Origin of the sequence: Streptomyces sp. Z423-1 (assembly GCF_013009255.1) — a bacterium.
In the GTDB taxonomy this organism is placed as follows: Bacteria; Actinomycetota; Actinomycetes; order Streptomycetales; family Streptomycetaceae; genus Streptomyces; species Streptomyces gossypiisoli.
Map to the genome: position 1 here is coordinate 1,072,060 of NZ_CP053109.1, position 22,944 is coordinate 1,095,003.

Annotated in this window: 21 protein-coding genes and 2 pseudogenes; 14 read left to right on the forward strand and 9 right to left on the reverse strand. The window is 71.4% G+C overall.

Annotation, left to right across the window (positions count from 1 at the left end; all coding sequences use genetic code 11):
• The 3 genes from gnd to HJD23_RS05000 are packed head-to-tail and all read left to right on the forward strand — an operon-like array spanning position 1 to position 2,986.
• Positions 1-882, forward strand: coding sequence for a phosphogluconate dehydrogenase (NAD(+)-dependent, decarboxylating) (gene gnd / locus HJD23_RS04990; protein ID WP_171113894.1), 882 nt, complete (start codon positions 1-3; stop codon positions 880-882).
• A 6-nt stretch (positions 883-888) separates the two neighbouring features.
• Positions 889-1,476, forward strand: coding sequence for a histidine phosphatase family protein (locus HJD23_RS04995; protein ID WP_171113895.1), 588 nt, complete (start codon positions 889-891; stop codon positions 1,474-1,476).
• A gap of 46 nt (positions 1,477-1,522) precedes the next feature.
• On the forward strand, positions 1,523-2,986 hold the full coding sequence (locus HJD23_RS05000; protein WP_171113896.1) for a membrane-associated oxidoreductase: 1,464 nt from the start codon (positions 1,523-1,525) through the stop codon (positions 2,984-2,986).
• Here the strand turns inward: HJD23_RS05000 and HJD23_RS05005 are convergent.
• Positions 2,973-4,754: a sugar phosphate isomerase/epimerase and 4-hydroxyphenylpyruvate domain-containing protein gene (locus HJD23_RS05005; protein WP_171113897.1), complete on the reverse strand. Its 1,782-nt coding sequence runs from the start codon at positions 4,752-4,754 to the stop codon at positions 2,973-2,975. The two genes, HJD23_RS05000 and HJD23_RS05005, sit on opposite strands and share 14 nt — an antisense overlap.
• Positions 4,751-5,647, reverse strand: a complete 897-nt coding sequence (locus HJD23_RS05010; RefSeq protein ID WP_171113898.1) for a shikimate dehydrogenase — start codon at positions 5,645-5,647, stop codon at positions 4,751-4,753. Before HJD23_RS05010 ends, HJD23_RS05005 begins: the two co-directional genes overlap by 4 nt.
• Before the next feature lie 136 nt (positions 5,648-5,783).
• Between HJD23_RS05010 and HJD23_RS05015 the strand changes: the two genes are divergently transcribed.
• Both HJD23_RS05015 and HJD23_RS05020 read left to right on the forward strand, forming a co-directional pair.
• Positions 5,784-6,449: a TetR/AcrR family transcriptional regulator gene (locus HJD23_RS05015; RefSeq protein ID WP_171113899.1), complete on the forward strand. Its 666-nt coding sequence runs from the start codon at positions 5,784-5,786 to the stop codon at positions 6,447-6,449.
• Between the two features lie 148 nt (positions 6,450-6,597).
• Positions 6,598-7,944 carry an MFS transporter gene (locus tag HJD23_RS05020; RefSeq protein WP_171113900.1) on the forward strand — a complete coding sequence of 449 codons (1,347 nt, stop codon included), beginning with the start codon at positions 6,598-6,600 and terminating at the stop codon, positions 7,942-7,944.
• Between the two features lie 124 nt (positions 7,945-8,068).
• On the opposite strand, the gene HJD23_RS05025 is transcribed toward HJD23_RS05020, so the two are convergent.
• Positions 8,069-8,800: a DUF1775 domain-containing protein gene (locus HJD23_RS05025; protein ID WP_171113901.1), complete on the reverse strand. Its 732-nt coding sequence runs from the start codon at positions 8,798-8,800 to the stop codon at positions 8,069-8,071.
• Between the two features lie 248 nt (positions 8,801-9,048).
• On the opposite strand from HJD23_RS05025, the gene HJD23_RS05030 reads away from it, so the two are divergent.
• Both HJD23_RS05030 and HJD23_RS05035 read left to right on the forward strand, forming a co-directional pair.
• Positions 9,049-9,351 (forward strand): hypothetical protein, encoded by a 303-nt coding sequence (locus HJD23_RS05030; RefSeq protein WP_232107949.1) that lies wholly within the window; start codon positions 9,049-9,051, stop codon positions 9,349-9,351.
• A 133-nt stretch (positions 9,352-9,484) separates the two neighbouring features.
• The gene (locus HJD23_RS05035; RefSeq protein ID WP_171113902.1) at positions 9,485-10,999 is read left to right on the forward strand and encodes an MFS transporter; all 1,515 of its coding nucleotides are present in this window, start codon (positions 9,485-9,487) and stop codon (positions 10,997-10,999) included.
• 58 nt (positions 11,000-11,057) lie between these two features.
• On the opposite strand, the gene HJD23_RS05040 is transcribed toward HJD23_RS05035, so the two are convergent.
• Positions 11,058-11,546, reverse strand: a complete 489-nt coding sequence (locus HJD23_RS05040; protein WP_171113903.1) for a DUF1360 domain-containing protein — start codon at positions 11,544-11,546, stop codon at positions 11,058-11,060.
• A gap of 182 nt (positions 11,547-11,728) precedes the next feature.
• On the opposite strand from HJD23_RS05040, the gene ctaD reads away from it, so the two are divergent.
• The 4 genes from ctaD (at position 11,729) to HJD23_RS05060 (ending at position 15,825) form a co-directional block, all read left to right on the forward strand.
• Positions 11,729-13,441: a cytochrome c oxidase subunit I gene (ctaD, locus tag HJD23_RS05045; RefSeq protein WP_171133987.1), complete on the forward strand. Its 1,713-nt coding sequence runs from the start codon at positions 11,729-11,731 to the stop codon at positions 13,439-13,441.
• Positions 13,442-13,471: 30 nt separating this feature from the next.
• Positions 13,472-13,822, forward strand: a complete 351-nt coding sequence (locus HJD23_RS05050; protein ID WP_232107950.1) for a hypothetical protein — start codon at positions 13,472-13,474, stop codon at positions 13,820-13,822.
• A 201-nt stretch (positions 13,823-14,023) separates the two neighbouring features.
• Complete coding sequence (locus tag HJD23_RS05055) at positions 14,024-15,223, forward strand: hypothetical protein (protein ID WP_171109527.1); 1,200 nt, start codon at positions 14,024-14,026, stop codon at positions 15,221-15,223.
• Between the two features lie 11 nt (positions 15,224-15,234).
• Complete coding sequence (locus tag HJD23_RS05060) at positions 15,235-15,825, forward strand: hemerythrin domain-containing protein (protein WP_171109526.1); 591 nt, start codon at positions 15,235-15,237, stop codon at positions 15,823-15,825.
• Here the strand turns inward: HJD23_RS05060 and HJD23_RS05065 are convergent, their stop codons facing one another.
• Positions 15,826-16,251, reverse strand: a complete 426-nt coding sequence (locus HJD23_RS05065) for a PPOX class F420-dependent oxidoreductase (protein WP_171109525.1) — start codon at positions 16,249-16,251, stop codon at positions 15,826-15,828.
• 86 nt (positions 16,252-16,337) lie between these two features.
• On the opposite strand from HJD23_RS05065, the gene HJD23_RS05070 reads away from it, so the two are divergent.
• Genes HJD23_RS05070 through HJD23_RS05080 form a run of 3 tightly spaced genes read left to right on the forward strand, consistent with a single transcriptional unit; the run spans position 16,338 to position 19,585 of the window.
• Entirely contained in the window at positions 16,338-16,940 is a 603-nt protein-coding gene (locus HJD23_RS05070; protein WP_171109524.1) for a TetR/AcrR family transcriptional regulator, read from the forward strand.
• Entirely contained in the window at positions 16,937-18,289 is a 1,353-nt protein-coding gene (locus HJD23_RS05075) for an MFS transporter (protein ID WP_171109523.1), read from the forward strand. Before HJD23_RS05070 ends, HJD23_RS05075 begins: the two co-directional genes overlap by 4 nt.
• A gap of 60 nt (positions 18,290-18,349) precedes the next feature.
• On the forward strand, positions 18,350-19,585 hold the full coding sequence (locus HJD23_RS05080; protein ID WP_171109522.1) for a serine hydrolase domain-containing protein: 1,236 nt from the start codon (positions 18,350-18,352) through the stop codon (positions 19,583-19,585).
• Here HJD23_RS05080 and HJD23_RS05085 read toward each other — a convergent pair.
• The 4 genes and pseudogenes from HJD23_RS05085 to HJD23_RS05100 all read right to left on the reverse strand — a co-directional run.
• Complete coding sequence (locus HJD23_RS05085; RefSeq protein WP_171109521.1) at positions 19,572-20,720, reverse strand: saccharopine dehydrogenase family protein; 1,149 nt, start codon at positions 20,718-20,720, stop codon at positions 19,572-19,574. The genes HJD23_RS05080 and HJD23_RS05085 overlap by 14 nt on opposite strands.
• Entirely contained in the window at positions 20,713-21,774 is a 1,062-nt protein-coding gene (locus HJD23_RS05090; RefSeq protein ID WP_171111556.1) for a saccharopine dehydrogenase, read from the reverse strand. The genes HJD23_RS05085 and HJD23_RS05090 overlap by 8 nt, the downstream gene beginning before the upstream one ends.
• Positions 21,771-22,175 (reverse strand): annotated as a pseudogene (locus HJD23_RS05095) (FAD-binding oxidoreductase); the annotation flags it as partial. The pseudogene HJD23_RS05095 and the gene HJD23_RS05090, both read right to left, overlap by 4 nt.
• 298 nt (positions 22,176-22,473) lie before the next feature.
• Positions 22,474-22,860, reverse strand: a pseudogene (locus HJD23_RS05100) (FAD-dependent oxidoreductase); the annotation flags it as partial.
• Between the last annotated feature and the right edge of the window lie 84 nt (positions 22,861-22,944).

Below are 22,944 nucleotides of genomic sequence, written 5' to 3' on the forward strand. Positions count from 1 at the left end.
ATGCAGATCGGTCTTGTTGGTCTCGGCAAGATGGGCGGCAACATGCGCGAGCGCCTGCGCAACGCCGGCCACGAGGTCGTCGGGTACGACACCAATCCCGAACTCTCCGACGTCAAGAACCTGGTCGAACTCGCCGACCGGCTCGCCGCGCCGCGCGTGGTGTGGGTCATGGTCCCGGCCGGCGCCGTCACGCAGAGCGTCATCGACCAGCTGACGAGCGTGCTCAAGCCCGGCGACACGGTCATCGACGGCGGCAACTCCCGCTGGACGGACGACGAGAAGCACGCCGAGGAACTCGGCAAGCACGGCATCCGGTTCGTCGACGCGGGCGTCTCGGGCGGCGTGTGGGGCCTGCAGAACGGCTACGCGCTGATGGTCGGCGGCGAGAAGGAGCACGTCGACCGCCTGAAGCCGATCTTCGACGCGCTCAAGCCGGAGGGCCCGTACGGCTATGTCCACGCGGGCAAGGTGGGCGCCGGGCACTTCGCGAAGATGGTCCACAACGGCATCGAGTACGCCATGATGCAGGCCTACGCCGAGGGCTGGGAGCTGCTGGAGAAGGTCGACTCCGTGACCGACGTCCGGGAGGTCTTCCGTTCCTGGCAGGAGGGCACGGTCATCCGCTCCTGGCTGCTGGACCTCGCGGTCCACGCGCTCGACGCGGACGAGCACCTGCAGAAGCTGCGCGGGTACGCGGAGGACTCCGGCGAGGGCCGCTGGACGGTGGAGGCGGCGATCGACAACGCCGTGCCGCTGCCCGCGATCACGGCCTCGCTCTTCGCGCGGTTCGCGTCCCGGCAGGACGACTCCCCGCAGATGAAGATGGTCGCCGCCCTGCGCAACCAGTTCGGCGGGCATGCCGTCGAGGCGGCGGAGAAGTAACGGGCCATGGGGGATCTCCTGCTGGTCCGGCACGGTGAGACGGAATGGAGCGTCACGGGACAGCACACCAGCTGGACCGACCTGCCCCTGACCGGGCACGGCGAGGAACAGGCCAAGTCCCTCGCTCCCCTCCTGACCGGCCGGACCTTCGCTCTCGCGCTGACCAGCCCACTGGCCCGCGCGATCCGCACCGCCGAACTGGCGGGCCTGACCGGGTTCATACCGGACCCGGAGCTGCGTGAATGGGACTACGGCGGCTACGAGGGCGTCACCACTCGCGAGATCCACCGCACCCGTCCCGACTGGAACCTGTGGACGGACGGCGTGCCGCCGGGCACGGAGGGACATCCGGGCGAGTCACCGGCCGAGGTGGGCGCCCGAGCCGACCGGGTCCTCGCCCGGGTCGGGGACGCGCTTGCCGACGGTGACGTGATCCTGGTGGCGCACGCCCACTTCCTGCGCGTCCTGACGGCCCGCCGGCTCGGGCTGGCGCCCGCCGACGGGCGGTTGTTCCAGCTGGCGACGGGGACGGTGAGCCGGTTGTCGACGGAGCACGGCCGGCCGGTCGTCGCGGAGTGGAACGTACGGCCGTAAGGCCTGTGTTGACACTCGGGGTTCGGTCGGGTCAGAGTCGCCCGCGATGGAGATCAACGATCTGACACCGGCCGAACTACGCGTGTGGCAGGCCTTTGCGCGCGGGGAGTCCGTGGACTTCCGCACCGCGCGGGACGAGGACGCGACAGCCGGGGCCGACTGGGGGCCGGAACGCACCGTCCGCGCCACCGTGTTGCGGTCGCTGCTCCTCAACGGCCCCCAGGAGGACGGCGAGATAGCCTCACTCAGCCTGGCGGGCGCCCGGATCACGGGAATGCTCGATCTCCAGTACGCCACATTCGACCACCCCGCCCGGCTGCGGCACTGCTACTTCGACGAGGTGCCCCGCTTCTACGGCTGCCGGCTGCGCGAGCTGAACCTCAGCGAGTCCGTGCTGCCGGGGCTGGTCTCCCACGGCGTGCACGTGGAGGGCGTGCTGCGCATGACACGCGCCCGGTTCCGGGGCGTGGTACGGCTCGGCGGGGCGCAGATCGCCGGGACCCTGTACCTGGAGGGCGCGGACATCGGCGCGCCGGACGCGACGGAACCGGCGCTCCAGCTCAATCAGGTCACCGTGGGCGACGACCTGTGGGCGCCCGGGCTGCGCGTCCGGGGTGAGATACGGCTCAACGGCGCGGACGTCGGCGGGACGGTCAACCTCAACGAGGCCCGGCTCAGCCATCCCCAACTCCCCGCCCTCGACGCGGAGACGCTCAGCGTCGGCGGCCATGTCCTGATGCGGCACGCGCACGTACAGGGCTGGATCGGCCTGCGCGGCGCCCGGATCGCGGGGCGCCTCGACCTGTCGTACTCCCACCTGTCGAATCCCGGCAAGTCGGCGCTGCGGGTGAGCAGCAGCGCGATCGGCGAACTCTGGCTGCGCAAGAGCCCGCCCATGGAGGGCACCCTCAACCTGCGGCGCGCCCAGCTCGAAGTCCTCTTCCTGGAACCGGAGACAGTGCCGGACCGGGTCCTCCTCAACAGCCTCACCTACACCTCGCTCACCCCGCACGAGCCCGCCGAACGCCGCCTGCCCATGCTGGAGCGCGACGGCGACGGCTATGTCCCGCACGCCTACGAGCAGTTGACCGCCGCCTACCAGCGCATCGGCGACGACCGTGCCGCCCGGCAGGTCCAGCTCGCCAAACAGCGCCGCCACCGCAGCACGCTCTCCGGCATCGGCCGACTGTGGGGACACCTCCAGGACGCCACGGTCGGCTACGGCTACCGCCCGCTGCGGGCGGCGGGCTGGCTGCTGTCGCTGCTCTGCGTCGGCTCCGTCGTGTACGCCCTGCGCCACCCACCCGCGCTGAAGCCGTCCGAGGCGCCCGACTTCAACCCGGTGTTCTACACGCTCGACCTGCTGCTGCCGGTGATCTCCTTCGGCCAGGAGCCCGCGTTCGCCCCGAAGGGCGGGTACCAGGCGCTTGCCTACGTGCTCATCCTCACCGGCTGGATCCTGGCGACGACGGTGGCCGCGGGCGTGACCCGGATGATCAGCCGCCAGTGACCGCCTGCACCGCGTGCTGCGCGGCCAGCCGCACCGGGGCGTTCTGGGCACCGTAGCCGCGGTAGCCGTCGTCGCGCTGGACCAGCTCGAAGAAGACCCGGCCGACGGTCCGCGTGTAGCAGTGGCGGAAGACGCCGTGCGGGTCACGGTCGTAGAGGATGCCGAGCTCGCGGTACGTCGCCAGTTCCTCGTCCGTGAGGTCGTACCGGGCCGCGAGGTCGTCGTAGTAGTTCGCGGGGACGGGAAGCAGGCGGCCCCCGGTCTCCCGGAAACGCCGGGCGGCGGCCACCACGTCGTCGGTGGCCAGCGCGATGTGCTGGGCGCGGACCGTCTCGTCGGTGGGCGCCGCGCCGACGGTGAGCGCGATGCGGACACTGCCGTCGGCGTTGGTGACGGCGCGGCTGCGCAGCAGCCCGTAGGGGTCGGCGACGTCGACGCTGTCCTGCGCGTGCAGACCGAGCACGCTGCGGTGGAACAGGGTCGCCTCGTCGAAGTGGTGCCAGGGCTGGGTGAGGGCGAGGTGGTCGATGTGGCGGACATGGGTGGCGGCGGGGGTGTGGGCGACGTGTTCGAAGTCGGCGCGCCAGCCGTCGGCTCCGCAGAAGAAGAGTTCCGTGCCGTCGGGGGCCGCGACCGCGTCCAGCGGTGCGTCCTGCGGGGCGCGGCGGCGGGGCAGTACGGGGGCGAGGAGCGCCTCGGCGCGGTCGGCCGCGGCCGCCGGGTCGGGTGACTGAAGGCCGATGGCGGCGAGCTGGGTGCCGCCGCGGCGGACGGCCGGTCCCGTGTTGACCAGGATCCGGGCCGCGCCCTGCTGCCAGAGGTCGACCGGCTTGGTGCGGTGGCGTGCGGCGCGGGCGAAGCCGAGGGCGGCGAGCAGGGCGGAGACGGGTTCGGTGTCGGGCGTGACCAGCTCGGCGAAGGCGACGCCGGTGGGCACGACGGGGGCGGGCAGCTCGGCCTCGCCGACGGCCTCCCCGAGCACCAGCAGGGAACGGCGGGCGTCGACGGCGGTCGGGCCGGCCTCGGCCTGCCGGAAGACGTCGTTGAAGACTTCGAGGGAGAGCGGACCGTCGTACCCGGTGCGCAGCACATGACGGACCAGCCCGGCGACGTCGAAACCGCCCTGCCCCGGGAAGCAGCGGTAGTGGCGGCTCCACTGCAGGACGTCCATGGCCGGCAGCGGGGCGTCGGCGAGCTGAAGGTAGAAGATCTTCTCTCCGGGGATGTCCTCGATGCCCTTGGGGTCCGAGCCGCGGGAGAGGATGTGGAAGCTGTCCAGGCAGGTGCCGAGGGCCGGGTGGTCCGCTGTCTCGACGATGCGCCAGGCGTGGTCGTACGTATGGACGTGCCGTCCCCAGGCGAGCGCCTCGTAGGCGACGCGGATGCCGAAGTCCTGGGCGAGATCGGCGAGTCGGCTCAGCTGCCGGGCGGCGAGGGCGTCGTCGTCCACGGCGAGCGGGGAGACGCTGGAGCAGACGAGGACCGTGTCGGCGCCGAGCCTGCGCATCAGCTCGAACTTGTGCCGGGCGCGGCGCAGATTGCGGGCGAACTCGTCCGCCGGTACGGCCTCGATGTCCCGCATCGGCTGGTAGAGGTCGATGCGCAGGCCGAGGTCGGCGCAGCGGGTGCGGATCTCCTCGGGGGTGAGGGGGCTGGCGAGCAGGTCGTTCTCGAAGATCTCGACGCCGTCGAAACCGGCCCGGGAGGCGGCCGTGAGCTTCTCGGTGAGGGATCCGCTGAGGGAGACGGTGGCGATGGAGGTCCTCATGTCGGCACTTCCTCCTTCACGTTCGCGGCCGGAACGGTGTCCGCCAGCTCGGCGATGTCCGCGAGCATCCGCGCGCTGTCGGCTTCCCGGCCGGTGAACAGGCGGAACGCGTCCGCGGCCTGGAAGACGGCCATCCCGCCCCCGTCCAAAGCGGCGCAGCCGATCGCGCGGGCGGTGCGCAGCAGTTCGGTCTCCAGCGGGCGGTAGACCACCTCGGCGATCCACAGTCCCGGGTGCAGCAGCTCGGCGGGGAGGGGCATGCCGGGGTGGGCGGCCATGCCGGTGGGGGTGGCGTGGACCAGGCCGTCGGCCCGTTTCAGCAGGCCGGGCAGCTCGGCGCGGGCGGCCGTGGTGGCGCGGCCGTCGCCGAAGTGCCGGTTCAGCGATCCGGCGAGGGCGGCGGCCCGGTCGGGCAGCGCGTCGACGAGGGTGACCCGCCCGGCGCCGAGGGTGAGCGTGGCGTGCGCGACGGCCGCGCCCGCCCCTCCGGCGCCGAGTTGTACGACCCGGTCCAGCGGGGCGTCCGGCAGGCCGCGCGCGAAGGAGGCGGCGAAACCGGTGACGTCCGTGTTGTGGCCGACGGCCCGCCCGTCGTCGAAGACCACGGTGTTGACCGCGCCGAGCGCCTCGGCCTGCGGGGCGAGCGCGTCGAGGTGCCCGACGACCAGCTGCTTGCAGGGATGCGTGATGTTCAGCCCGTCGAAACCCAGATCCCGGGCGGCCCGCACCAGATCGCCGACCGCGTCCGGTGGGACGCCGAGGGCGTCGATGTCGATCAGCCGGTACAGGTAGCGCAGTCCCTGGCGGTCGGCCTCCCGCTCGTGCAGGGCCGGGCTGAGCGAGGGTCCGATGCCGGAACCGATCAGTCCGACGAGATACGAGTCCTTGGCCACCACGGACCTCCAAAGCTAATGTACGAACTAGTACGTTAGTCATAGCAGGTCATGTCGAGCAGCGGAAGCCTTCCGGACCGCCTTCCTGACGCCCGCTCTACAATCTCGGCACCTGCCCATCGCCCGAAGGAACCCGATGACCAGCGTCGACGAACCGGCACGACCGAACGGGCGCATCCGTGACGCCGCCCGCACCCAGGCCGAGATCCTCGACGTGGCGACGCAGGAGTTCGCCCGGGCCGGCTACGACGGCGCCCGGGTCGACGAGATCGCCGCCCGCACCCGCACCACCAAGCGGATGATCTACTACTACTTCGGCGGCAAGGAGCAGCTGTTCACGGCCGTGCTGGAGCGGGCGTACGGCGTGATCCGCGAGGCCGAGCAGCAGCTGGACGTCGAGCATCTGGACCCGGTCGCGGCCATCCGGCGGCTGGCCGAGCTGACCTTCGACCACCATGAGGCGCACCCCGACTTCATCCGCCTGGTCAGCATCGAGAACATCCACGGCGCCGAGCACATCGCGGCCTCCGAGAAGCTGGGGAAGATCGGCTCACCGGCGCTGGAGGTGATCCGCCGGATCCTTCGGGCGGGCCAGGAGTCCGGCCTGTTCACGGCCGACGTGGACGCGGTCGACCTGCACGCGATGATCAGCTCCTTCTGCTTCTTCCGGGTGGCCAACCGGCACACCTTCGGCGCCCTGTTCGGCCGCGACCTGGTCGACCCCGCGCAGCGCGAGCACTACCGGACGATGCTCGGCGACATGGTGATCGCCTACCTCACGGCGGACCGCGCGGCGGACTGAACGCAGCACGGGTACAACCCCTTGACAGCAGGGAAACGCGGGCGCAACATCCCTACCCATCAGACTAACTATCCAGTGGGTTAATTAGCCGAAGATCTCTCCCCGCCGCTCACTCCGCCCGACTTGGAGTTCCCTCAAAGGAGCCGCCGTGTCCGTCCCCGCCCCCGCCGCCCCGCCCGGGCAGCCGAAGAAAGCCGCGACCGCCGCCTGGATCGGCAGCGCCCTGGAGTACTACGACTTCTTCATCTACGGCAGCGCGGCCGCGCTGATCTTCCCCGAGGTGTTCTTCGACGAGTCCGACCCGGCCACGGCGACCCTGCTGTCGCTGGCCACCTTCGGCGTCGCCTACGCCGCCCGCCCGATCGGCGCGCTCTTCCTGGGCCACTTCGGCGACCGGGTCGGCCGTAAGAAGATCATGGTGTTCACGCTGATGCTGATGGGCATCTCGACGTTCCTCATCGGCTGTCTGCCCAGCCGCGCCCAGGTCGGCACGCTCGCGCCCGTCCTGCTGGTGCTGTGCCGCGTGTTGCAGGGCATCTCGGCGGCCGGTGAGCAGGCCAGCGCCAACTCCATGACGCTGGAACACGCGCCACCGCGCCGGCGGGGCTTCTTCACCAGCTTCACCCTCAGCGGCACGCAGGGCGGCCAGTTGCTGGCCACGCTGGTCTTCATCCCGGTCGCCGCGCTGCCCGAGGAGCATCTGATGTCCTGGGGCTGGCGCGTGCCGTTCTGGCTGAGCATCGCCGTCGCCGTCGCCGGCTATGTCATCCGCCGCAAGCTGGAGGAGACCCCGGCGTTCGAGCAGCAGGCCGCCACCGAGGGGGTCGTGAAGATGCCGCTGGCGGTGCTGGTGCGGGAGCACTGGGCGGACGTGCTGCGGGTGATCGCGGGCGCGCTGATCGCCTCGGTCAGCACGATCTTCACGGTGTGGGCGCTGTCGTACGCCACCAGCGACTCGGTCGGCATGAGCCGCTCGTCCATGCTGTGGGTGGGCGCCCTCGCCAACCTCGTCGCGCTCGCCGCGATCCCGCTGTGGGCGACGCTGTCGGACCGCGTCGGCCGCCGCCCGGTGTATCTGATCGGTGCGGCCGGCAGCGCGGTGACGATGTTCCTGTACCTGTGGTCGATCTCCACCGGCTCCTACCCGCTGACCCTGCTGCTGGGCATCCTCGCCTTCGGTGTCGTCTACAGCGCCGCGAACGGGGTGTGGCCCGCTTTCTACGGCGAGATGTTCTCCACCCGCGTCCGGCTGTCCGGCATGGCGATCGGCACCCAGATCGGCTTCGCGGTCGCCGGTTTCGCGGTGACCTTCGCCGCGCAGATCGCCGGGCCGAACGGCGACGACTGGTCCTCGGTGGCCCTGTTCACCGCGGCCCTGTGCGTCCCGCCGGTCATCGCGGCGCTGTCGGCCCGGGAGACGCACAAGGTGCCGACCGAGGCGTTGGGCGTACGGAACCCCCGCGAGGCCGCCCAGCGGGAGACGGTGACGACCTGATCCCAGGTGCCCTGCCCCCGGATTCCCAAGCGGCTCCGGGGGCTCTCGTCGTAGGGGCGTCCTCCGCCGTACCGCCCTGCCTGCGGCCGACTCGGCGCTGCCGGGCGCCGGCGTCGAGCGTGGGTCAGGCGTCGGTGCGGCGTCTGAACCACCACACGCCGGCGCAGGCGCCGAGCAGCACGACGGCGCCCCCGGCGGTCAGCACGACCGGGGAGACCCCGTCGTCCTCGCCGGCGGCCTCCCTCGGCGACGGGGTGGCCGTCGGCTCCGCCGCCGCGTCGGCCGATGCGGCGCCGGACGGGGCCCCGGGCGTCGCGGTCTCGGTGGGGGTCGGGCTCACCGGCTTCGCGCCCGGCTCGGCGGGCCCCAGCTCCAGCTTCGGCGCCGGGTGCCCGTGGCCGTGTCCGTCGCCCGAGTCCTCGAGTTCGATCCAGCGGTCGACACGGCCGTCGCTGTAGCTCTGGAGGGTCTTGAACACGAGTTCCTCGGCGTCCGGCAACTGGCGGACCGCGACGGAGAATTCGGCGTCCTCGCCGACGGCGAGCTGGGGGCCCGACACCTTGTACCCGCGGCCGGTGGTGGCGAACTTCCACCCCTTCGGCCCGTCTTCGTACGTGACGTCGGTGGGGGTGATCCCGTCGGGGAGGAACACCTCCAGGCCGGTGATGCCGGCGGAGGAGGACTCGGACGCCGCGGAGAAGGTCAGGGTGACGTTCTGGGCGAGGGCCCGGGCGTTCTCCGCCTCGACCTCGGTGTGTGCGAAGGCTGGACCGGCGGCGGCGAGGACGGCCGCCACGAGGGTCGCGCTGACGGTGGTGAGACGGCGCGCGACGCGCGCTCGGCCGGGATGGTGCACAACGGACTCCGAGTGGTGTGGGTGCGGGAGGCGACGGGTGACAGCAGCGGTTTCCTCAGGGAGTCGGAGAGCTCCGCGGGTGAGTTCCCCGCCGAGGAAGTGACCTGCGTCACTCGGATCGGCTCCAGGTGCCGCCCATTGTCAGTGCCGTACCGATTGTCAGTGCCTTGCCGCAGAATGCCGCGCAGGGAGATCAACAACGGCGTGCCGGGTAGTCGGTCTCGTTCACACACCCGCGAAAGGTCCCGATGATGCTGACCGGCAAGGACATAGCGCGCCTCATCTCCGACCCGAGCACCCCGGTGTTCGTCACCGTGCACGCGAACGGCCGCCGCCGCTACGGCTACTGGCGCGCGTACGACGCCGGGACGGGTCGGGGCAGTTGCTACGTCGCCCTGCCCACCGACGAGTGCGACCGGCTCCACGCGGCCGGCCGGATCACCCTCGGCGAACCCGTCGTCGATCCGGCGAAGACGACCTACCGGGTCCGTCCCACGCGCACCCCGGCCAAGCCCCTGCGGACGGTGACAGGGTCCGCTCTCGCGGCCTGAACGCATCGTCGAAGGGTCTGTGCAGCCGCCACCTGGCCGATCACGGGACCATGGGCGGTGTGTCCGGCCCGCAGTCTGGAAACCCGCACGTCGGCACCGATACGGCGGCAGGCGGCGGCAGGAGGGAGTGGTGATGTCGGCGCAGGCGCGGCCCGAGGGGAGCGGCGGACCGTCGGCCGGGGCGGCCGACGAAGCCGATCCGAGGCGGTGGAGCGCGCTGTGGGTCACGTTGGTGGCCGGGTTCATGAGTCTGCTCGATGTCACGATCGTCGCGGTCGCGCTGCCGTCCATGCAGCGCGACCTGCACACGTCGGCTCCCGCGATCCAGTGGGTCGTCTCCGGATACGCCCTCGCCTTCGCCCTGGTCCTGGTCACGGCGGGCCGTGTCGGTGACACGATCGGCCGGCGGCGCATCTTCCTGATCGCGCTCGGCGGCTTCGTGCTCTGCAGCGCCTGCGCCGGAGCGGCGCCGTCCATCGTGCCGCTCGTCGTGGCCCGCATCGCCCAGGGCGTGTGCGCGGGCTGCCTGGCGCCGCAGAACTCCGCTCTCATCCAGCAGATGTTCCGGGGCGCCGAGCGGGGCCGGGCCTTCGGTCTGTTCGGTGCCACGGTCGGTGTCTCCAGCGCCGTCGGCCCGGTGGTCGGCGGACTGATCCTGACGCTCGCGGACGGCCCCGGGGGCTGGCGCTGGATCTTCTACGTCAACGTGCCGGTCGGTCTGATCGCGCTGGTACTCGGCCTGCGCCTGCTGCCCACGACGGCGCCTTCCGGCGGCCGGCGGCTGGACCTCCCCGGCGTCGCACTGCTCGGCGCGGGAGTGCTGGCTCTGATGCTGCCCCTGGTGCTGGCGGAGTCGGGCGGGGTACGCACGCTGTGGTGGCTGTTCGCCGTGGGGGCGGCCCTCCTGGTGGTCTTCGCCCGCTGGGAACGGCGTGTCGCCGCGCGGCACGGTCAGCCGCTCCTCGACCCCCGGCTGGCCACGTCGACCCGCGGATACGTCACAGGCGCCGCCATCGCCACGCTGTACTTCGTGGGCTTCAGCGGGGTGTGGCTGGTGTTCGCGCTGTTCTTCCAGAACGGGCTGGGTTACTCACCCCTGGGTTCCGGGCTCGCCGTGACGCCGTTCGCGATCGGTTCCGCCGTGGCCGCGGCGGTGGCCGGACGGCTGGTGGAGCGGCTGGGACGGCTGCTGACGGTGTGCGGGCTGGCCGCCGTCGCCGTGGGCCTGGGTGGGACCGTCCTCATCCTTCGGTGGGCGCCCGACGACATCGCGGTGTGGCTCCAGACCCCGGCGCTGCTCCTGGGCGGTCTCGGCAGCGGCTGTGTCATCTCACCCAACATCACCATGACCCTGCGGGAGGTCCCGGTGTGGATGGCGGGCGCAGCAGGGGGTGCTCTGCAGACGGGTCAGCGCCTGGGCGGTGCCGTGGGCACGGCGGCGCTGCCCGGCCTCTTCTACATGGCTCTCGGTGGCGGCGACCCCGCCCACTACCGGTCCGCCGTCGCGCTCGCCGTGGGCTGCGGCATCCTGCCGGTGCTGGGCGCGCTCGCGCTGGCCGCCCGCGACTGGCTGCGTGACCGCGCGAGCGACGCCCGGGGCTGCCCCGACGAGCTCGCGCACAGCCCCACGCACGCCGGCCAGGGCTGAGACGTGCCGGTGCCCGCGCTCATGGCGGCTGCCCGGGGGACCGGGCGCTTCCGGCCGCTCACCCCTCCACGCGCTGCTCCGTCGCGCTCCACACGTACTGCAGCCAGTCGCTCACCGTGACGGCGCTCAGCCCGGCGCACACCAAACGGGTGGCCCTCGGGGCACCGACGTAGGCACCGATCAGAGCGCCGGCCACCCAGGTGGACGTACAGAACGGGCAGGCGACCAGGTCCCCGAGGGCGCGTCGGACTCCGCCGCCGCGCGGTGCGTCCATGACCTGGCCGGCCTGGGCGTCCTCCTCGCGGCGGGTGAAGGGGGCGCGGAGGAAGCTCGTGATCTTGTCCTTGGACAGGATCCGCGACGCCTTGAACGTGGCCGTGCCCAGCAGCGCCAGATCCCAGGGCGGAATCCGGTCGGGAAGTTGTACTCCTCGGCGTCGCGCGGTCACGGCGAACAGCGCGACGCCCGCGGCGAACGTGCCGGCGAGCACGGCGTAGCCCTTGAGGGGGACCTCACCAGTGGTGTCGTACCGCGAATCTTCACTCATGGTCCTTCCTTCCTCGGCTCAGTGCGCCGAGTACCCGCCCGCCCGGTAGGGACTGCCGACATGGCCCGCGATGAGGGGACACGGCAGACCGCGCACACGATGAACGTGCGCGATCGTCCGAGTTGCGCAATCTTGGTGGCTGCAATGCGACTTCTTGGCTTTCATCACGGTTTGGGGAACTCATGGCCCTTGGAGCGGAGCCCTCCACGCTGGTGCCGGTCGAGGGCCGCCGTGGCCCGGGCCGCGTGGTGGTGTCCTGGCTGACCACCACGGATCACAAGAAGATCGGGCATCTGTACCTGATCACCTCGTTCGTCTTCTTCGCGGTCGCGGGCGCGCTGGCGCTGGCGCTCAGGGCCGAGTTGGCCCGCCCCGGCCTGCAGATCCTCTCCAACGAGCAGTACAACCAGGCGTTCACCCTGCACGGCACGATCATGCTGCTGCTGTTCGCCACCCCGACGTTCGCCGGGTTCGCCAACGCCGTCATGCCGCTGCAGATCGGCTCTCCGGACGTCGCCTTCCCACGGCTGAACATGCTGTCGTACTGGCTTTTCCTGTTCGGCGGACTGATCGTGCTCGGCAGCTTCCTCACACCCGAGGGCGCCGCCGACTTCGGCTGGACCGCCTACACCCCGCTGAGCCTGCACCAGCGCAGCCCGCAGTTGGGCGGCGATCTGTGGATCATGGGTCTGGCCCTGTCCGGGTTCGGCACCATCCTGGGCGCCGTCAACTTCATCACCACGATCATCGGGATGCGCGCCCCCGGCATGACCATGTTCCGGATGCCGATCTTCACCTGGAACGTGCTGCTCACCTCGGTGCTCGTACTGCTGGCCTTCCCGGTCCTGGCGGCGGCGCTGCTGGTGCTGGAGGCCGACCGGCGCTTCGGAGCGCAGGTGTTCGACCCGGCCAACGGTGGGGCACTGTTGTGGCAGCATCTGTTCTGGTTCTTCGGCCATCCCGAGGTCTACATCATCGCGCTGCCGTTCTTCGGGATCGTCACGGAGATCATCCCGGTGTTCTCCCGCAAGCCGATCTTCGGCTACGCCGGGCTGATCGCCGCCACCCTCGCCATCACCGGGCTTTCCGTGGTGGTGTGGGCGCACCACATGTTCGCGACCGGAGCGGTGCTGCTGCCGTTCTTCTCCTTCATGAGCTTCCTGATCGCCGTGCCGACCGGCGTGAAGTTCTTCAACTGGATCGGCACCATGTGGAACGGCTCGCTCTCCTTCGAGACTCCGATGCTGTGGTCGGCCGGTTTCCTCGTCACGTTCCTGTTCGGCGGTCTGTCCGGGGTGATCCTTGCCTCGCCGCCGATGGACTTCCACGTCACGGACACGTACTTCGTCGTCGCCCACTTCCACTACGTGGTGTTCGGCACCGTCGTCTTCGCGATGTTCGCCGGGTTCTACTTCTGGTGGCCCAAGATGACCGGCGCGATGCTCGACGAGAGGCTGGGGAAGATCCACTTCTGGACGCTGTTCGTCGGCTTCCACACCACGTTCCTGGTGCAGCACTGGCTGGGCGCCGAGGGCATGCCCCGCCGCTACGCCGACTACCTCGCCGCCGACGGCTTCACGGCCCTGCACATGGTCTCCTCCATCGGCTCGTTCCTGCTCGGGCTGTCGACGTTGCCGTTCCTCTACAACGTCTGGAAGACCGCCCAGTACGGCCGGAAGGTCGACGTCGACGACCCCTGGGGCTACGGCCGCTCCCTGGAGTGGGCGACCTCCTGCCCGCCGCCCCGCCACAACTTCACCACGCTCCCGCGGATCCGCTCCGAATCCCCCGCCTTCGACCTCCACCACCCGGACATCGCCCAACTGGAGCAGCAGCAGTACACCGGCAGGCGCGACGTCGTGGAACCGGCCGACCACGAGGGCGACCAGCGGTGAGAGGAGCGGCCCGACGGAGATCGCCGCCGGATGGCCGACGCGCCCGCGAACGAGGTCGAGGGCTGTCTCGTCGCCCGCGCCGAGCAGGAGGAGGCACGACGTGAGGCCGAGGAGCTGTGCGCCCGTCTGGCGTGGCTGACCGCACAGGCCGAGGACCTCACACGCCATCACATCGAACAGCGCTTGGAGGTCACCCGCCGGATCCTGCGCCGCTCGGCCCGGCGAGCCGACCAGTTGCACCAGGCGTACGAGGCGCGGTACGCGGAGCTGCGGCGCACCCTCCTCAGACGCCACGCGGCGTGCGCCTGTGCCCTGCGCCACCGCCATCGGTGCCGCGGCGGGGGTGCTGGGGCGCTGAGGGCAGGAGGCGGGTGCGGGTGAGCCGCGCCGTTCTTGCGGCCATGGCGCGTGCCGGTCCCTCTGCGCGCCGGGTGACCCACCAGGGGGAACCATGGGGTTCCCCGGGTGCCAGCGGTGGCCGGAACACATCCATGACGCACAGACTCAAGTGCAGACCTGTGCTCGGCGTCCGAGGCGGGGCACCCGCAGGCGTCCGAGTCGCGCCACTCTCCAGGAGGCCGCATGACCTTCAATCCGCTCGAACAGCGGGGCATCCCGCTGGACCGCCAGCTGCGCAACTGGCGGGAGCTGAACGTACAGCCCATCGACCCCGACCGCTGCGACCCCTACACCCGGTGCCGGATCATCACCATGAACGGCATCGAGGTGGAGGCGATCCTGTTCAGCCACCAGCTGGCCCGCAACACGGTTGATCCGGAGATCAAACGGCAGCTGGCCCAGACGCGTTACATCGAGCACCAGCAGCAGAAGGCCGTGAACTGGCTGCTGCCGGGGGTGTCGTCGGTGCTGGAGACGACGATCGCCTACGAGCAGGTCGCGGTGGACCTGACGGCGTGGGTCGCCCGGATGGAACCCGACCCGTATCTGAAGCAGGCGTACGAGTTCGGGGTGCTGGAGGACTTCGACCACCTGTACAGGTACGCGAACCTGTACGAGATGATCGAGCACCGCAAGGCGGAGTCGATCGTCGACAACCTCACCGAGGTCATGCCGGGCCGCCCCACCAAGTACCACCATCGCAACCCCGTGGACAACGTGCGCGACCCCTACGACAAGGACGCCACGAACCCGCTGTCGAAGCTGCACGCACTGACCGTCATGTCCGCGGAGCAGCAGACGATGAACTTCTACATGAACACCGGCCCCACCTACATGGAGCCCATCGCCCGTCAGCTCTACCAGGAGATCGGGCTGATCGAGGAGGAGCACGTCACGCACTACGAGTCCCTCGTCGACCCGGGTGAGACGTGGTGGGAACAGCTGGTCAACCACGAGTACAACGAGTGCTACCTGTACTACTCCTTCATGGAGCAGGAGAGCGACCCGAAGGTCAAGGCGATCTGGGAGCTCCACCTCAACATGGAGCTGGAACACCTCCACCAGGCCTGCGACCTGATGCGCCGGCAGGACGGTCGTGAGCCGCAGGAGATCGTGGCGCCCGCGCTGCCGAACGTGCTCACCTTCGAACCGAACAAGCAGTACGTGCGCGAACTGCTCGACACCCAGATGGACCTGACCACGCTGGGCGCGGGCTATGTGCGCGAGGCGCACGAGCGGTTCGAGCAGATGCAGGAGCGGATCCACGGCGGTGAGCAGCCGCCGAGCGAGCGGGTCATCGCCGAACACGACGCGATGTTCGGACGTGAGTACCGCGTGCAGTCCGAGGGCGAGCACCCCGACCCCGCGATGCGCGAGAAGTGAGGCGGTCGCACATGTCCGAGCTGCACACCCCCCAGGCCGGTGCCGACCGGGCCAAGGACGTGGACGTCGTCGCGCTGCTGATGCGCCAGCACGGGGACATCCGCAACCTGTTCGACGAGGTCGAGCAGAGTCAGGGCGAGGCCCGCCGCGACGCCTTCCGCCGCCTCGTGCGGTTGCTGGCCGTCCACGAGACCGCGGAGGAGGAAGTCGTCCACCCCTTCGCCCGGCGGGCGCTGTCAGGCGGGGAGCAGGTCGTCGAAGACCGCCTCGCCGAGGAGCGCGCGGCCAAGGAGACCCTCGCCGAGCTGGACGACATGGACACCGACGACCCCCAGTTCCTGCCCCGGCTGAGGGCCCTGCGAACGGATGTACAGGAGCACGCCCGGGCGGAGGAGCGCTACGAGTTCGCGCACATCCGCCGCAGTACCGACGTCACCAACCTCGCCGCCATGGCCAAAGCGGTGAAGGCGGCGGAGGCCATGGCCCCGACGCACCCGCATCCCGGCGTCGAGTCGGCCGCCGCGAACGTGGCCGTCGGCCCCGTGGCCGCCCTCATGGACCGCACCAGGGACGCGGTCCGCAAAGCCATGGGCAAGGACTGACTAGCCCTGGGGGGCGCCGTACGCCCGCTCCACCCGTAGCCGGACGACGAGGCGGTGGTCGCGGACCATGGCGGCGCGGTAGTCGTCCCAGTCGGAGTGTTCACCGCTGATGTCGCGATAGAGGCGGACGAGTTCCTCGACCGTGTCGTCGTGCGGGTCCGCGGCCACCGGCGTCAGGTCGGCCGTACCGTCGACGACGGTGTAGGCCCAGCGGTCGGTGGTGGTGACGTGGTACGAGGCGCGGGGGTCACGGCGCAGGTTGCGGGTCTTGGCGCGGTCGTCGGTGACGGAGATCCGGATGGTCCGCTCGTCGGGGTAGTAGGCGTGCATGACGTTCGACAGCTGAGGTCGGCCGTCGCGCCGGAGGGTGACCAGCACCCCGCCGTGGGTTTCGGAGAGCAGCTTCAGCAGTGCGTCGTCACTCATGACTGGCTCAACCTCCGCCTGATGTCTTCACATTCCCGCACCGGCAGGAGTAGACAGTGTCTACGGTTGTTTAGTAGACACTGTCTGTGCGAGAACCCGAGGCGAGCGAACCCGACACCAGTGAACCCACGACCGGCCTGCGCGCCCGCCTCATCGACGTCGGCGTCGACCTGCTGACCCGCGAGGGCGCCCAGGCGCTCACCCTGCGCGAGATCGCCCGCCGGGCCGGCGTCTCGCACGGGGCCCCGCGCCGCTACTTCCCCACCCACCTGGAACTGCTGTCGGCCATCGCGCGGCGCGGCTTCGCCGAACTGGCCGCCCGGACGGCGACGGCGACCGGCGACACCCCTCGCACACGGATCAGCCGACTGGCCCGGACCTACCTGGACTTCGCCCTGGACAACCCCGGCATGTACGAGCTGATGTTCCGCCACGACCTGCTGGAAAGCGGCCACTTGGGGCTGCGGGACACCAGCCTCCCCCTGTTCGGCGTCCTGGTGGAGCTGGTCGGCCAGGTCCGCCCCGACGCCGACGCCCGGGCCGTCGCCGGGGCCCTCTGGGCGCAGCTGCACGGCCTCGCCCAGCTGTGGACCTGGGGCAGCCTCCAACTTGCCACCGGCGCCGACGACTTCACCCACCTCCTGCACACCGCGCTCGACGCCCACCTCGGCCCCGAGGGCGAGCGGTGAACCGCCGGCTGGCCCTGACGAGCAGCGTGGCCGGTGCCGTGGTCGTCGCGCTCGACGGCACCGTGCTCACCATCGCGCAGCCCACCCTGCAACGGGACCTGGACGCGTCCTACGCGCAGGTCCAGTGGACCAGCACCGGCTATCTGATCGCGGTGGCCGCGCTGCTGGTGTTCGCCGGACGCCTCGGCGACCGGTACGGCCACCGGCGCCTGTTCGCCCTCGGCATGCTCGGCTTCGGCGCCACGTCGGCCGGTATCGGTGGGGCGGCCGACGTCGGCTGGGTGATCGGGCTACGGGTCGCGCAGGGCGTCTTCGGCGCGCTGCTCCAGCCCGCCGCGCTCGGCATGCTGCGTGCCGCGTTCCCCGCGGACCGGCTGCGCAGGCCGCTCGCGGTGCGGACGGCAGCCATCGGGCTGGCGGCCGCCGCGGGGCCGGTCGTGGGCGGGGCGCTGGTGCACTCCTTCGGGTGGCGGGCCGTGTTCTTCCTCAACGTCGTTCCGGCGCTGGTCCTCGGTGTGCTCGCGCTCAGGGGGAGCGGGCAGGAACAGCGCACGTCGGCGGTCCGCCTGGACCTTCCGGGCGCGCTGCTGCTCGCGCTGACGCTGGCCTGCCTGGTGCACGCCCTGGTCACCCGGACGCCCTCGACCTGGGTCGTGGCGGCCCTCGCCGCCGTGGCGTTCGCCGGCCATGAGCGCCGTACCGCACACCCCCTCATACCTGCGGACGTCATCGGCTCGGCCCCCGTCGCCGCCGCGCTCGGTGTGCTCACCGCCGCGTCCGCCGCCCTGTCGGGCACGCTCTTCGTCGGCACCTACGTCCTGCAGCGCGCCCTCGGCCTCGACCCGCTCCGCAGCGCCCTGCTCAGCCTGCCGCTCGCGGTGCTGATGATCGCGGCGGCGCCCGTGTGCGCGGTGCTGCTGCGCCGGACGGGCGCCCGCCGTACGACCGTGGCGGCGATGACCGTCCTCGCCGTGGGCATCCTCGTGCTCGTCCCCGCCGCCCGCCCGCTGCCCCTCGGCGTCGGTTTCGCGCTGCTCGGCGCCGGGTTCGGCACGGTGATGGTGGCGGCGACCCATGTCGTCGTACGGCAGGCGCCCGTGGCGTCGGCCGGAGTGGCGGGCGGTCTGCAGCAGACGGCGATGAACGTCGGGCCGGTGCTCGGCGTGGCGATGGCCACGACGCTCATGGGCGCGGGGCGTGCGCCGCTGCTCGCCCTGGCCGGAGTCGCCGTGGCCGGTGCGGTGGCGGCTCTCCTGCTGCCGGGCGCGCCGGGACGAAGACCGCTAGTCGGGCACATCCTGATCATCCTGCCGACCCTTTGCGTATTCCTGCGCGACGATGAGGTCTGAGGGCACATGGGCGCGGGTATCTCCGATCGCACCTCGACGAACGAAGGCGGAGGTAGAGCGATGGCGCTGCTGCGACAAGAGGTGGACCCGCGCGAGGTGGGACTGGACGGGAAGGCACTGGACCGGCTCGACCAGCACTTCGCCCACTACGTCGACGAGGGCCGCCTGCCCGGCTTCCTCGTCTCCATCGCCCGCGGCGGCCGGGTCGCCCACCTCACCACGCACGGCCACCGCGACACCGCCGCCCACCTGCCCGTCGAGCCCGAGACGCTGTGGCGGATCTACTCGATGACCAAGCCGGTCACCTCGGTCGCCGCGCTGATGCTGATGGAGGAGGGACGGCTGTCGCTGGACGACCCGGTCGCCCGGCATCTGCCGGCCTTCGCCGACGCACGGGTGTACGAGAGCGGCTCCGGGGCGCAGACCCGGACCCGCCCGGCCGAGGGGCCGATACTCGTCCGGCACCTGATGACCCACACCTCGGGCCTGACCTTCGGCTTCTACCACACTCACCCCGTCGACGCCCTCTACCGCGAGGCGGGTCTGGAGTCGTCGGTGCCGCCGGGCGCGAACCTGGCCGAGGCGATCGACGTCTACGCGCGCCTGCCGCTGCAGTTCGAGCCGGGCACGCAGTGGAACTACTCGGTCGCCAGCAATGTGCTCGGCCGGGTGATCGAGGTGGTGTCGGGGCAGCCGCTCGACGTGCACTTCGCCGAGCGGATCTTCGGCCCGCTCGGGATGCCGGACGCCGGATTCGAGGTCAGCGACGCACAGGCGGTCCGGCTCGCCGAGATGTACGGCGAGAAGGAGGACGGCACCGGGATCGAGCCGATCCCCGGACTGCCGCTGCGGGGCCGGCCGCGCTTCCTGTCGGGCAGTGGCGGCATGGTGGCCGGCGCGTACGACATGCACCGCTTCATGGAGTTGCTGCGCCGCCGCGGCGAACTCGACGGCGTGCGGCTGCTCGCGCCGGAGACAGTGGACATGATGACCGCCAACCAGCTGCCCGGCGGCGCCGACCTGCGCTCCTTCGGCAGCCGCCCGGCCCATGACGAGCCCGGCAACGACGGCGTCGGCTTCGGACTCGGCGTCTCCGTGGTGATCGACCCGGCCCGCACGCTCGCGCCCGCCGGGCTCGGCGCCTTCGGCTGGACCGGGGTCGCGACCACGACGTTCTGGGTCGACCCGAGCCGGGATCTGACCGTGCAGTTCATGACGCAGGTACGGCCGCGAACCTCGCACACGATGTTCCGCGACCTCAAGCAGCTGGTCCACGAGGCGATCAAGGACGCGTGAACGGGATCCCCTCACGGGCGAGTTCGTCGAGCCACTCCTCGGACCGGGCCGCCGTACCGGCCGCACGGCTGAGGCCCGGGGGCAGCGAGCCGTCCAGGATGTGCCGCACACCCACGGCCAGCGGGCGGGAGACGCACCGGGCCATCGCGCTCTCCTCCTCGTCCCCCACCAGGTCCAGGAGGTAACCGCCCGACCAGGTCAGTCCCTCCGCGCCGCGCACCTGAAGCGACACGGCGAGCACGACCCGGTCCCGGTCGGCGTCCGTGGTCGGATAGCGCTGCGCCAACTCCCGCGCCAGCGCCCCGATCCGGTCGTCGTCACCGCGCTTCAGCTCCTCGAACACCTCCGCCCAGGCCGTCAGCCAGCCCTCCAGCCGCAGCGTGCCCCGCACAAAGGTCGCCGGCGTCCAGGCGGGCGGCAGCTCGTACTGGGCGATGAACGGCACGCTGTCCCGGTTGGGATAGACCTCGAAGGTCTCGCGGCCGACGCCATGCGGCCGTGTCACCTCCCACGGCCGCTCGGCGACGGTCTCCACACCGTCCTCGATGTAACGGGCGGGCGAGCGCAGGGCGCCCAGCACCCCGGCGGGCGCCCAGCTGAAGCGGTACCGGAAGTCGTTCGGCACCGCCGGTAGTCCACCGCAGTACGAGGTGAGGTGGTACGACGCCGGGGTCGCCGCGCCGATCGCCTCACGCGCCCGGACGACGAGGCTGTGCGCGAAGAGGTGGTCGATCCCCGGGTCGAGACCCGCCTCGGTGAGCACGACCAGCCCGGCCCCCGTGGCCGTGGGCACCTGCTCCAGCACCGCTTCGGACACATAGCTGGAGCAGGCGAAATGGGCGCCCTGTGCGACGCAGGCCCCGAGCAGCCAGGCGTGTTCGGTCGCGGGCAGCATCGATACGACGACGTCGCCGGGCGCCAGTTCGGCGGTGAGCGCGGGGAGCGTGAACGGACGGGGCTCGGCGCGGCCGGTGAGGCCCAGCCGGGCCAGCGCCCCGGCGGCGCGGTCCTGCGTGCGGTGCCACAGCCGTACCCGCTCGGCGGAGTCGCACAGCATGGCCAGACCGCTGCCGGTGGACAGTCCCGCGCCCACCCAGTGGACGGTGCCGCTCGCGGGAACGCGCTGGTCAGTCACCTCGGGGCTCCCCTTCCACGATGGCCAGTTCGCGGACCGCCGCATGGAACCGCTCCCGGCAGCGCCCCCACGGCCCGCCCGTGTGGAAGTCGAGCAGCTGGGGCGTGAGCGCGGCGGAGAAGTCGGCGCTGGACTCCTTCGGCAGCAGCGACGGCAGGTTGTCGATGGCGATCAGATCGAGCTCGGGCTCCTTGCGCAGCCGCCGTACGGGCTCGGCCCAGTCGGTGACGCGGTCGTAGACCGGCAGGACGTTGAGCGGCGAGCCGACGTCACAGGTGACGTCACAGACCGTGCGCAGCCGCCGGTCGGGGTCGTCGAGGTCCTGCTCGCGCAGGAACGGCGGGACCGGGGTGGTGGCGAGCACGGCATTGACCAGGACGTCGTGGGCGAGCAGGGCCCGCCGGTCCAGGGCGCGGGTCTCGGCGAGGTCCCAGCAGGTGGGCTCCATGCCCGCGGTCTGGAAGGCGACGCGCGCGCCACGGCCGCTGCGGCCGAGGGCGCCGATGACGAGTGCGGTGAAGTCCGCGTCCCCGGCGGCGGGGCGCAGGGCCTCGTCCAGCGCCTCCTTGTGCGTGGGCGTCAGGGGTGCGGCGAGCCGCCCACGGTGCTGGAGGACGGCGAGGGCGGCGCCCAGGTAGCCCGCCCAGAAGCCGAAGGCGGCCAGGCGGCGGCCGTGGTCGTCGACCAGGTACTCCAGGTCGAGCAGGGTGCCGCCACCCGCGGTGAAGCGGTGCAGCAGCGCGGCCGCGCCGGGCTGGCTCTTGTAGGCGTGGCCGAAGTAGATGTGCCGGTGGGTCAGGGCCTGCGGCTGCTCGGGAAGTTCCTTCAGACCGAGGATCACGGCGTCCGGCGGCGCCGACACCCAGGAGCCCGGGCCCGTGACACGGCAGCCGACCGCCTCGTACTCCTCGATCGGGAAGACCCGCTCGGCTGACTCCTCGACCGTGACGGCGACGCCGCTTTCGATCAGCCGGGCGGCGTCGGTGGGCACGATCGGCGTGCGGCGTTCGGTGGGGCGGGTCTCGTGGCGCAGCCACAGGTGGAGCTCGGTCATACGAGGTTGGCCTCCGGGCGCGGGGCGTCGGCCGCGAAGCGGTCGGCGCTCAGGGGGCGGACGTCCACGAAGGGTACGCGGCCGAGGTACAGGTCGCGGACGACCTCGCCGACGGCCGGGCCCTGGAGGAAGCCATGGCCGGAGAAGCCGGTCGCGTACAGGAAGCGGGACGGTGAAGCGGCCTCGCCGATCAGGGCGTTGTGGTCCGGCGTGTTCTCGTACAGGCCCGCCCAGCCGCCGGTGCGGCGCAGGTCGAGCAGGGCGGGGGCGCGCCGGGCCATGGCCTCGCACAGGGCGGGGATCCAGCGGTCGTGGGGGTCGGTGGCGAAGCCGAACAACTCCTCGCGGTCTGCTCTGACCACGAGGAGGCCGGGCCCCATGAGGAAGTAGAGGCTGGTGGTCACCACCTCGGTCGTGCACGGCCGCGCCCACAGACTCGATCGTCCACACCTCGTCGCACTCCCGACTGCCCCCTACGGCAGGACGGTCACGGGTCGCATCCACCCTGTGGCAAGACAAGGGTGCGGGTGCGGTGACGTTCACCCACATCGGCCAGTGGCCGATGACGCCAGCCCGGTCGACGCCACGCACAACCGTGTCCCCGGCGCTCGCCGGTTCGTGCCTTCTAGGGCTCACGGACTGACACGGCGACGGTACCCGTTGCCACGCCCTGCCTGCACACCCACTCGTCAGTATGGGCGACTGCCGGAGCACCTGTTCGCATACCCCGCGCGGCGGCGTAGGCACGCCCAGGTCGTTCTGCAGCCGTACGCCCGCCTCGAACGCGGCGACCTCCTCGGGCGTCGACAGCAGGAAGAGGTATCCGACCCGGTGCAGTCCGATGTCGTACCCGGTGTCCTCCTCGAAGCGGCCGAACGCCTCCAGGCTGCGGGCGCCGAGCTGGATGTTGAGCTCGTCGGAGAACTGCGCCCGCACCCCGCCGGCCGCCTTCGAGGTGGAACCGGAGGCCAGTTCGTCCCGCTCGACCAGCACGACATCGGGGACACCGGCGCGGGCGAGATGGCAGGCGATGCTGGTGCCCATCACGCCGCCGCCGATGACGACGACCGAGGCCTGTTTCACCACGCGCGCTCCTTCCGGCAGCGGGGGTCGCCCCGGCCCGGCCGCCGGGGCTGCTCTCCCGTGTCCCCCGCCCACCCCCTCAGGACA

Coding starts and splice junctions, on each gene's coding strand:
- HJD23_RS05015 (WP_171113899.1), top strand. CDS start 5,784: ATGACCAGCGTCGACGAACCGGCACGACCGAACGGGCGCATCCGTGAC.
- HJD23_RS05065 (WP_171109525.1), bottom strand. CDS start 16,251: ATGAGTGACGACGCACTGCTGAAGCTGCTCTCCGAAACCCACGGCGGG.
- HJD23_RS05055 (WP_171109527.1), top strand. CDS start 14,024: ATGACCTTCAATCCGCTCGAACAGCGGGGCATCCCGCTGGACCGCCAG.
- HJD23_RS05060 (WP_171109526.1), top strand. CDS start 15,235: ATGTCCGAGCTGCACACCCCCCAGGCCGGTGCCGACCGGGCCAAGGAC.
- HJD23_RS05090 (WP_171111556.1), bottom strand. CDS start 21,774: ATGACCGAGCTCCACCTGTGGCTGCGCCACGAGACCCGCCCCACCGAA.
- HJD23_RS05005 (WP_171113897.1), bottom strand. CDS start 4,754: ATGAGGACCTCCATCGCCACCGTCTCCCTCAGCGGATCCCTCACCGAG.
- HJD23_RS05030 (WP_232107949.1), top strand. CDS start 9,049: ATGATGCTGACCGGCAAGGACATAGCGCGCCTCATCTCCGACCCGAGC.
- HJD23_RS04995 (WP_171113895.1), top strand. CDS start 889: ATGGGGGATCTCCTGCTGGTCCGGCACGGTGAGACGGAATGGAGCGTC.
- ctaD (WP_171133987.1), top strand. CDS start 11,729: ATGGCCCTTGGAGCGGAGCCCTCCACGCTGGTGCCGGTCGAGGGCCGC.
- HJD23_RS05080 (WP_171109522.1), top strand. CDS start 18,350: ATGGCGCTGCTGCGACAAGAGGTGGACCCGCGCGAGGTGGGACTGGAC.
- HJD23_RS05000 (WP_171113896.1), top strand. CDS start 1,523: ATGGAGATCAACGATCTGACACCGGCCGAACTACGCGTGTGGCAGGCC.
- HJD23_RS05040 (WP_171113903.1), bottom strand. CDS start 11,546: ATGAGTGAAGATTCGCGGTACGACACCACTGGTGAGGTCCCCCTCAAG.
- gnd (WP_171113894.1), top strand. CDS start 1: ATGCAGATCGGTCTTGTTGGTCTCGGCAAGATGGGCGGCAACATGCGC.
- HJD23_RS05035 (WP_171113902.1), top strand. CDS start 9,485: ATGTCGGCGCAGGCGCGGCCCGAGGGGAGCGGCGGACCGTCGGCCGGG.
- HJD23_RS05050 (WP_232107950.1), top strand. CDS start 13,472: ATGGCCGACGCGCCCGCGAACGAGGTCGAGGGCTGTCTCGTCGCCCGC.